This is a genomic window from Streptomyces carpinensis (genome assembly GCF_002154505.1).
Lineage (GTDB): Bacteria > Actinomycetota > Actinomycetes > Streptomycetales > Streptomycetaceae > Streptomyces > Streptomyces carpinensis.
Genome location: NZ_MUBM01000601.1, coordinates 1 through 6,899, shown reverse-complemented (window position 1 = coordinate 6,899; position 6,899 = coordinate 1). Strand labels below are relative to the sequence as shown.

The 6,899-nt window shown below is 74.0% G+C and carries 8 protein-coding genes; 4 read left to right on the top strand and 4 right to left on the bottom strand.

What is annotated here, in order from left to right; genetic code table 11:
• Positions 1-14 precede the first annotated feature (14 nt).
• Complete coding sequence (locus BZY54_RS46795) at positions 15-926, bottom strand: aminoglycoside phosphotransferase family protein (RefSeq protein ID WP_086731399.1); 912 nt, start codon at positions 924-926, stop codon at positions 15-17.
• Positions 927-1,191: 265 nt separating this feature from the next.
• Between BZY54_RS46795 and BZY54_RS46790 the strand changes: the two genes are divergently transcribed.
• Entirely contained in the window at positions 1,192-1,575 is a 384-nt protein-coding gene (locus BZY54_RS46790; protein ID WP_086731398.1) for a cupin domain-containing protein, read from the top strand.
• Positions 1,576-1,653: 78 nt separating this feature from the next.
• Here the strand turns inward: BZY54_RS46790 and BZY54_RS46785 are convergent, their stop codons facing one another.
• The gene (locus BZY54_RS46785; protein ID WP_086731397.1) at positions 1,654-3,024 is read right to left on the bottom strand and encodes a vWA domain-containing protein; all 1,371 of its coding nucleotides are present in this window, start codon (positions 3,022-3,024) and stop codon (positions 1,654-1,656) included.
• On the bottom strand, positions 3,021-3,878 hold the full coding sequence (locus tag BZY54_RS46780; RefSeq protein WP_086731401.1) for an AAA family ATPase: 858 nt from the start codon (positions 3,876-3,878) through the stop codon (positions 3,021-3,023). The genes BZY54_RS46785 and BZY54_RS46780 overlap by 4 nt, the downstream gene beginning before the upstream one ends.
• A gap of 187 nt (positions 3,879-4,065) precedes the next feature.
• Here BZY54_RS46780 and BZY54_RS46775 point away from each other — a divergent pair, with 187 nt between their 5' ends.
• The 3 genes from BZY54_RS46775 to BZY54_RS46765 all read left to right on the top strand — a co-directional run bounded on the left by BZY54_RS46775 (position 4,066) and on the right by BZY54_RS46765 (position 6,498).
• Positions 4,066-4,746 (top strand): ABC transporter permease, encoded by a 681-nt coding sequence (locus BZY54_RS46775; RefSeq protein ID WP_086731396.1) that lies wholly within the window; start codon positions 4,066-4,068, stop codon positions 4,744-4,746.
• 106 nt (positions 4,747-4,852) lie between these two features.
• A complete protein-coding gene (locus BZY54_RS46770) occupies positions 4,853-5,527 on the top strand; it encodes an ABC transporter permease (protein ID WP_086731395.1) in 675 nt (224 codons plus the stop codon).
• A gap of 41 nt (positions 5,528-5,568) precedes the next feature.
• On the top strand, positions 5,569-6,498 hold the full coding sequence (locus BZY54_RS46765) for an ABC transporter substrate-binding protein (protein WP_086731400.1): 930 nt from the start codon (positions 5,569-5,571) through the stop codon (positions 6,496-6,498).
• Between the two features lie 24 nt (positions 6,499-6,522).
• Here the strand turns inward: BZY54_RS46765 and BZY54_RS46760 are convergent.
• A partial coding sequence (locus tag BZY54_RS46760) for a CBS domain-containing protein (protein ID WP_341868741.1) occupies positions 6,523-6,899 on the bottom strand: 377 nt, incomplete at its 5' end.

Below are 6,899 nucleotides of genomic sequence, written 5' to 3'. Positions count from 1 at the left end.
GCCCTCCCAGGCGTTCAGCCGGTGGGGGAGGGCGCGGCGGTGCGGTCGTGAAGGAGTTCGTGGAGGACGTGGCGGGCGACGGTCGCCATGTACGGGCTCCGGTCGCGGTAGTAGCTCAGTTCGAGCAGGGCGATCGACAGGGCCCAGCCGCGCCCCCGCGTCCAGGCCGCGTCGTCGGGGCCCAGCGTCGCCCGGAAGACCTCCCGCGCTCCCGCCGGCAGTACGTACCACGCCGCGACGAGGTCGACGGCGGGATCGCCCAGGCCCAGGCACCCGAAGTCGATCACGGCGCCGAGCCGGCCCCCCGCCACGAGCACGTTGCCGGGCTGAAGGTCGGCGTGGATCCACACCGGCGGCCCGGCCGGCCCGGGGGCCCGCAGAGCCTCCTCCCAGACGGCGGTGGCCGCGACGGCGTCGACGGCGCCGCGCAGTTCGGCGATGGCGCCCCGGGTGTCGGTGTCCCGCGCCGACAGGGGCTCACTGCGGTAGGAGGGCGGTCCGTCGGCCGGATCGATCCGGTGCAGGGCCGCGACGAAGCCGGCCAGGTCCTCGGCCAGCGGGCCGGGTTCGTCGATGCTCCCGACGGCCGGGTTCTCGCCGTCGAGCCAGCGGTAGACCGACCATGGCCACGGCCACCCCTCGGCCGGCGTCCCCCTGCCCAGCGGCACGGGCACGGCCACCGGCAGCGACGGAGCGAGCCGGGGCAGCCACGTGTGCTCCTTCGCCACGTCCTCGGCGGCTCCCGCGGTGCGAGGCAGCCGTACCACCATATCCTCGCCGAGCCGGTACATGACGTTGGAGGTGCCGCCGGAGGCGACCGGGGTGACGGGCAGCCCGGCCCATCGCGGGAACTGGGCGGCGATCAGCCGGCACACGAGCAGGGCGTCGAGGGCCCGTTCGCCGGGGTGCAGGGTGTCGGCGCACATGAGGGGCAAGCAAACGAGACGCCGCCCGGTGAGTCAACTCATTTCCGGTCCTGTGCCGTGTGGTGGAGCGCGGTACAGCAGCCCCGTGCAGTGCCGCGTCGCGGCCCGTTCACCCTGTCCTGCCCCGCGCTCCGACCCGAATGGCCGCCCCCGGTCCGCGGGGAGACGATGAAGGCGAGGGGCTCGGCCACCGCCGGCACCGTGCGCTCGAGCCCGGAGACGGAGACCGGCCCCAGGCAGCACGGCCGGAAGGGAGAACACCGTCATGCTGGAAGTCAAGACGGTCGACAAGCCGGACGAGCGGCGCGACTTCCCCCGGGGTCATCTCGAAGCCGTCCACCTCACCGGACTCGACTTCGCCGTGGGCACCTTCGAACCGGGCTGGCGCTGGTCGGAGTCGGTCGCCCCGATCGCCGGCACCGGGTCCTGCATGATCCACCACAACGGCTACGTCGTGCGGGGCCGGATGCGCCTGGTCATGGACGACGGCGGGGAGGCCGAGGTGGGTCCCGGCGACGTCTTCGTGTGCACCCCCGGACACGACGCCTGGGTGGTGGGCGACGAACAGGTCGTCGTGTACGACTTCGCGGGAGCCATGGCCCAGGAGTACGCGAAGCCCGGCGCGGGCGGGCCGCCGTCCGAGGCATGATCGAGGAGGGGTGCCGCTCCCGGCAGGACGGCGATCCGTTCCGCCGGGCACCGTCGGTCCCGCGACCCGGGCACGCCCTCACACGGGCAGCAGCCGGGAGACGATCGAACCGAGCTGGCGGGCGTTGCGGCACTCGTGCATGTCGACCACGCCCGCGTAGTCGGGCGCGGCGGAGTCGCCCGTGCCCCACTGGGCGCGGGGCTCGGGGTTCAGCCAGTACAGGCGGCGGGCCCGGCCGGCGATCTCCCGCAGGGCCGGCAGGTTCGGGTCGCTCATGTTGGTGCGGGCGTCCCCGAGCACGAACACGGTCGTGCGCGGGCCGACCGCGTCGCCGTACCGTTCGGCGAACTCGCCCAGTGCCACGCCGTAGTCGCTGCTGCCGTGCCAGCCGGTCAGCCGTGCCTCGGCCTGGATGCGGGAGCCCAGGCCCTCCGGGTCGGCCGTGCCGTGCCGCAGAAACCCGGTCACCTCGTCGATGCGGTTGACGAAGGCGAACACGCGCACCTTGCTGAACTGGTCGTGCAGCGCCTGCACCAGCAGCATGGTGAAGTCGGAGAAGCCCGACACCGAGCCCGACACGTCGCACAGCAGGACCAGTTCGGGCCGGACGGGCCGGCGCCGACGCAGCACCGGCTTCATCGGCACGCCGCCCGTCGACAGCGAGCCCCGCACGGTGCGGCGCAGGTCGATGGTGCCCCGGGCGGCCCGGCGGCGGCGCGCGGCCAGCCGGGTGGCCAGCTTCCGGGCCAGCGGCTGCACGGTCCGGCGCAGCTCGGCGAGCCGGTCCCGGCCCGCGTACAGGAAGTCGACCCGGTCCGCGCTCGGCGCCACCGCCCGCCGCGCGATCTCCTCCCGTCCGCGCCGCTCGGCGACCCTGCGCCGCGCCTCGGTACCGACCTGCCGGCGGAACACCTCGATACGGCGCCGGATCTCGTCGTCCAGCAGTCGGTCGGCGAAGGAGGCCGCCTCGCTCCCGGCGCGGTCACTCGCCCGCACCCGGGCGAGCAGCGTCTGCGGGCGCAGCCGCTCCAGCGTCTGGTACGCCGACCAGCCGTCCGAGCCCGGGGAACTCCCGTATCCGCCGAGACTGTCGACCGCCTCGACCGCCAACTGCCCGAGCAGCTCCGTGTCGCCCGTGGCGAGCGCCTCCGCGAGCCGGTCGCGCAGCTCCTCGCGTCCGGCGGGTTCCCCCTGGGGGGCGCCGACGCCGCGCGGGAAGTACAGGTCGAAGACGGGGTCGAACACCGCCCGCTGGCCGGTGCCGTGCAGCAGCGTGGCGGCCAGCCCCTCCCGCAGCAGCTCGCGGTCGGCCAGACCGAGCGCCTCGACCGCCCGCGCCGCGTCCACGGTCTCGCCGGTGCCGATCCGCAGGCCGTGCGCGCGCAGCGCGGCGACGAATCCCGTCAGCCGGTCCGGCACGCCCGCGCCGACCGGCGCGGCGGCGTTCACACGGCGTCCAGGTCGAGCTTGGCGGCCGCCTTGAGCACGTCCTCCTGGTGCTTGAGGAGCACGCCCAGAGTGTCACGTACCACGGTCTCGTCGAGGGTGCCGGCGCCGAGCGCGAGGAGCGTGCGCGCCCAGTCGACGGTCTCGGCGACCGACGGCACCTTGCGCAGGTCCATCGCCCGCAGCGCACCGACGACCCGGACGACGGACGCGGCCAGGGCCTCGTTGAGTCCCGGCACCTTCAGGCCCACGATGCGACGCTCCAACTCCTCCTCGGGGAAGCCGATGTGCAGGAACAGGCACCGGCGGCGCAGTGCCTCCGACAGCTCGCGGGTGGCGTTGGAGGTGAGGACGACGAAGGGGCGGCGGGTCGCGGTGATCGTGCCGAGCTCGGGGACCGTCACCTGGAAGTCGCTGAGCACCTCCAGCAGCAGGCCCTCCACCTCCACGTCGGCCTTGTCGGTCTCGTCGATCAGCAGCACCTTCGGCTCGTCGCCGCTGATCGCCGTCAGCAGCGGGCGGGCCAGCAGGAACTCCTCGCCGAAGATGTCCGTACGGGTCTCGTCCCACGTCTCGTCCCGGCCGGCGCTGATGCGCAGCAGCTGCTTGGCGTGGTTCCACTCGTACAGCGCCCGGGACTCGTCCACCCCCTCGTAGCACTGCAGCCGGACCAGCCGGGCGCCCGCCACCTGGGCCACGGCCTTGGCCAGCTCCGTCTTGCCGACCCCGGCGGGCCCCTCGACCAGCAGCGGCTTGCCGAGGCGGTCGGCGAGGAAGACGGATGTGGCGACCGCCGGCGAGGCCAGGTATCCGGTCTCGGCGAGGCGGGCGGAGACATCGTCGACGGACGTGAACAACAGGGCCTCCAGCGCGGCGCACACGAATCGGTTGCGGGTCTGTGCCACCTATCTAAGCGCTTGTTCAGCCTCTCTGTCACGGGGGACGGGGTGGTGCGACCCCACCCCGCACCGATTCGGTGGGCGCGCCGCCCCGGACGGGTCACCACAGCGAGCCGACCCCGTGCGCCGCCGGTGGAATGGACGCGTGACAGCGCCCCCGGACGACTGCCTCGCGCGCAACGAGTGGATCTGCGGCGCGTATCTGAGCACGCGCCGCCACATCCTCTGGGACGCGGTGCTCCAGCACCTCCGGCTGACCGGTCTGTCGGTGCTCGTCGGACTCGCGCTCGCCGTCCCCCTGGCCGTGCTGGCCCGCCGCTGGAGCTGGGCGGCCGGCCCCGTCCTCGCCGTCACGACCGTCCTCTACACCATCCCGTCCCTGGCGATGTTCTCCCTGCTCCTGCCGGTCTACGGACTCTCGGCGACCCTCGTCGTCGCCGGGCTCGTGCTGTACTCGCTGACCCTGCTGGTGCGCAACATCCTCGCGGGGCTGCGCGCCGTCCCCGAGGAGACCCGGCAGGCGGCACGCGGCATGGGCTACGGTCCCGTCCGGCTGCTGCTCACCGTCGAACTGCCGCTCGCCCTGCCCGCCGCGATGGCCGGAGTGCGCATCGCCACGGTGTCGGCCGTCTCCCTGGTGACGATCGGCGCGATCGTCGGCTTCGGCGGGCTCGGCAACCTCATCTACGCGGGCATGAACACCTACTTCAAGGCCCAGGTGCTCACCGCCTCCGTGCTGTGCGTGGTGATCGCGGTCCTCGCCGACCTGCTCCTGCTGGTCCTCCAGCGTCTGCTCACCCCGTGGACGCGGGCGGGCGGCACATGAACCCGCGGACGCCCGGCACCGGCGGGCCGCACCTGAACACCCGGACGATCGGCGCCGGCGGCCCGCGCACGAGCGCCACGAGGACCGCCCCGGACGGCGGCCGCGCATGAGGACCCTCACCGACGCCTGGGGCTGGCTCACCGACCCCGCCCACTGGAGCGGCGACGACGGCATCGCGCACCGCCTGCTGCAGCACCTGGTGCTCACGGTCGTCTGCCTGGCCGTCAGCTGCCTGGTCGCCCTGCCGATCGCACTCGTCCTCGGCCACCTCGGCAAGGGCGGCGCCCTCGCCGTCAACATCTCCAACGTCGGCCGGGCCGTCCCCACCTTCGCCGTCCTGGTGCTGCTGCTCCTGACCCCCGTCGGGAGATGGGGCGAGGGACCGACGGTGGTGGCACTGGTGCTGTTCGCCGTGCCGCCGCTGCTCACCAACGCCTACGTCGGCATGCGGGAGGTCGACCGCAGCACCGTGCAGGCGGCGCGCGGGATGGGGATGACGGGACGGCAGACGCTGCTCCACGTGGAGCTGCCCCTTTCGCTCCCGATGGTGCTGAACGGGGTGCGGATCGCGGCCGTGCAGCTCGTCGCCACCGCCACGATCGCCGCGCTGGCCGGAGGAGGGGGGCTCGGCCGCATCATCACGGCGGGCTTCAACCTGGCGAGCACACCGCAGGTGGTGGCCGGCGCCGTCCTCGTCGCCGCCTTCGCGCTGGTGGTCGAGGGCGCCTTCGAGATTGCCGAGCGACTGTCCCCGAGACGGGCGCGGGGCGGCGCCCGGTGAGAGCACCCACCGCCGCACTCCCACGGCCCGCCACGGCCGTGCTGCCCGCCCTGCTCCTGCTGCTCCCCGCGCTCGCCGCTTGTTCCACCGGCCCCTCCCTGGAGAACCGCGGCCAGGTGACCGCGCCGCCCGGCGACAGCCGGCACCTGACCATCGGGTCCGCCGGTTTCACCGAGAGCGACCTGCTCGCCCAGATGTACGCGCTGCTGCTGAACCAGGCCGGATACCGCACGACCCTGCTCACCGTCGCCAACCGCGAACTGTACGAACCCGCCCTGGAATCCGGCCAGATCGACGTCGTGCCCGAGTACGCGGCCACCTTCGCCGACTGGCTGAACGCCAAGACGCACGGCACGGACGCGCCGCCGGCCGGCTCACCCGACCTCGGCGCCACCATGCGCGCGCTGCGCGGGCTCGCCGCGCAGCGCGGCCTGACCGTCCTGGACCCCGGCCGGGCCGTCGACCAGAACGCCTTCGCGGTGAGCCGGTCGTACGCCCGGCAGCACCGCCTGAAGACCCTCGGCGACCTCGGCGCGTCCGGCCTGAAGGTACGGCTCGCGGCCGGCGACGAGTGCGTGCGCCGCCCGTACTGCGCACCGGGCCTGAGGAAGACCTACGGCATCGACGTCACAGGCGTCGACCCCAAGGGCGTCGGCACCACCCAGGCCAAACAGGCCGTGCGGAGCGGACGCGACCAGATGGTGCTGACCACCACGACCGACGCCACCCTCGACGCCTTCGGCCTCGTCCTCCTCGCCGACGACCGGCACCTCCAGAACGCCGACTACATCGTCCCGGTCGTCAACCGCGCCCGCGCGGGCGGCAGCGGGGTGACCAAGGTGCTCGGCAGGCTCAACGACGTCCTCACCACGGCCGACCTGGCAGCCCTGAACCAGCGGGTCGACAGCTGGCGCCGGCTGCCCTCGGACGTGGCCCGGACCTATCTGAAGGACAAGGGCCTGCTGAAGTGACCGGCGCGACCCGGGCGGAGTCCCTCAGGCGTCGGCCACCGAGTCGAAGCGCACCTGCCCCCGCGCCACCCCCAGCGCGTCGGCGTCCACCGAGCGGCGCAGCGCCTCGTGCAGCTTCGCCGGGGTCAGCACGCCGAGGAAACGGGCGCCGTCCAGCACGGCGACCCAGCCGGCGTCGTGCTGGAGCATCACCCCGAAGGCCTGTCTGAGCGGCGCGCCCACCGGCACCCACGCCCTCATCCGGTGCGCCAGATCGCCGACGCAGCCGCCCGCCGCCAGCGCGTCCAGGCCCACCCAGCCGTGCAGGTCGCCGGAGGAGTCGAGGACCACCGCCCAACGGGCGCCCTCGGCGCGCAGCCGCCCGGCCGCGCGCTCGGCGGGCTCGTCCGGCCGGACGACCG

Excerpts from the sequence above, each read along its gene's own strand:
- BZY54_RS46770 (WP_086731395.1), top strand. The coding sequence starts at position 4,853 with ATGAGGACCCTCACCGACGCCTGGGGCTGGCTCACCGACCCCGCCCAC.
- BZY54_RS46795 (WP_086731399.1), bottom strand. The coding sequence starts at position 926 with ATGTGCGCCGACACCCTGCACCCCGGCGAACGGGCCCTCGACGCCCTG.
- BZY54_RS46790 (WP_086731398.1), top strand. The coding sequence starts at position 1,192 with ATGCTGGAAGTCAAGACGGTCGACAAGCCGGACGAGCGGCGCGACTTC.